A 1,218-nucleotide genomic window follows, 5' to 3' on the forward strand; every position below is an offset into this window, starting at 1 on the left:
AGTTCATTTTCCATCGTTTTCTTGCCGAGCAGGCGCTGGAGTTCTTTAATCTGCTTCATGGCGGCAGCAAGTTCAGAGGCAGGAACAACCTGTTCTCCGGCGGCCACAGCAGTAAGACTTCCTTCCTGGTATTGCTTACGCCAGAGAAATAACTGGCTGGCTGCTACACCATGTTGCCGGGCAACGAGGGAGACCGTCATCCCCGGTTCAAAGCTCTGCTGAACAATTGCGATCTTTTCCTGTGTGGTACGCCGTCTGCGTTTCTCCGGCCCTAAGACATCAATCATCTGTACTCCAATGACTAGTCTAAAAACTAGTATTAAGACTATCACTTATTTAAGTGATACTGGTTGTCTGGAGATTCAGGGGGCCAGTCTAGTAACTGTTATTTAAGGATTGCTAATCATTCAAATATTATATTTTACTTTTCGGGTTTTATGAAATTAGTTTATCTAAATATGGATTAAGTAAAACTTAAAAAAATACATAACAATTATATTTTCAATTGCACTCATTCATTTTTGTGATGATATTCTGAATGGAATTAAGCGATAAGGTAATAGAAAGCACTGTAAATTAGAAGATTAATTCATAATTTACAGTGCATTAAAGACAAATGTTTACAGCGTTGGGGGGAGAGTCTCTGGATCTGGCTGCTTTTTAATCTCAGTACTGCGATTTTCCAGTTCGCTCATTCTTTGTTCAAGCAGCGCCAGTTTCTCACGAGTCCGTAACAGGACTTGCGTTTGGACGTCGAACTCTTCACGGCTTACAAGGTCGAGGCGCGTCAGCTGAGCTTGTAGGGTTTGGCGGATTTTTTTCTCCACATCTTCCCCGAACTCCCTGATTCCTTTAGGCATTGATTCGTGAACCTGGCGAGCGATTTGCTCAATTTTTTTCGGGTCAATCATTGTAGTTTCCCTGTACTGATAGGTGTTGAGTACCATTGTAGTGCGATAAGGGTAAGTCATAAACCAGAATGGTAATGCTGCCAACTTACTGATTTAGTGTATGATGGTGATTTTAAGGTGCTTGCGTGGCTTCCATTTCCATCAGATGTCCTTCCTGCTCCGCTACTGAAGGCGTGGTGCGTAACGGCAAAAGCACTGCCGGACATCAGCGCTATCTCTGCTCTCATTGCCGTAAAACATGGCAACTACAGTTCACTTACACCGCCTCTCAGCCCGGTACGCACCAGAAATCATTGATATGGCCATG

2 protein-coding genes and 1 pseudogene are annotated in these 1,218 nt (G+C 43.6%); 1 reads left to right on the plus strand and 2 read right to left on the minus strand.

Features of this window, described 5'->3' with window-relative positions; all coding sequences use genetic code 11:
* Both BFF42_RS17780 and ubiK read right to left on the minus strand, forming a co-directional pair.
* Positions 1-287 (minus strand): transposase (locus BFF42_RS17780; RefSeq protein ID WP_000567737.1); only part of this gene is annotated, 287 nt, incomplete at its 3' end.
* A 333-nt stretch (positions 288-620) separates the two neighbouring features.
* Positions 621-911 carry a ubiquinone biosynthesis accessory factor UbiK gene (gene ubiK, locus BFF42_RS17785; RefSeq protein WP_001297598.1) on the minus strand — a complete coding sequence of 97 codons (291 nt, stop codon included), beginning with the start codon at positions 909-911 and terminating at the stop codon, positions 621-623.
* Positions 912-1,036: 125 nt separating this feature from the next.
* Here ubiK and BFF42_RS17790 point away from each other — a divergent pair.
* A pseudogene (locus BFF42_RS17790) lies at positions 1,037-1,218 on the plus strand (IS1 family transposase); the annotation flags it as partial.

It is taken from the genome of Shigella sp. FC1661, assembly GCF_001712525.1.
Classification (GTDB): Bacteria; Pseudomonadota; Gammaproteobacteria; order Enterobacterales; family Enterobacteriaceae; genus Escherichia; species Escherichia coli.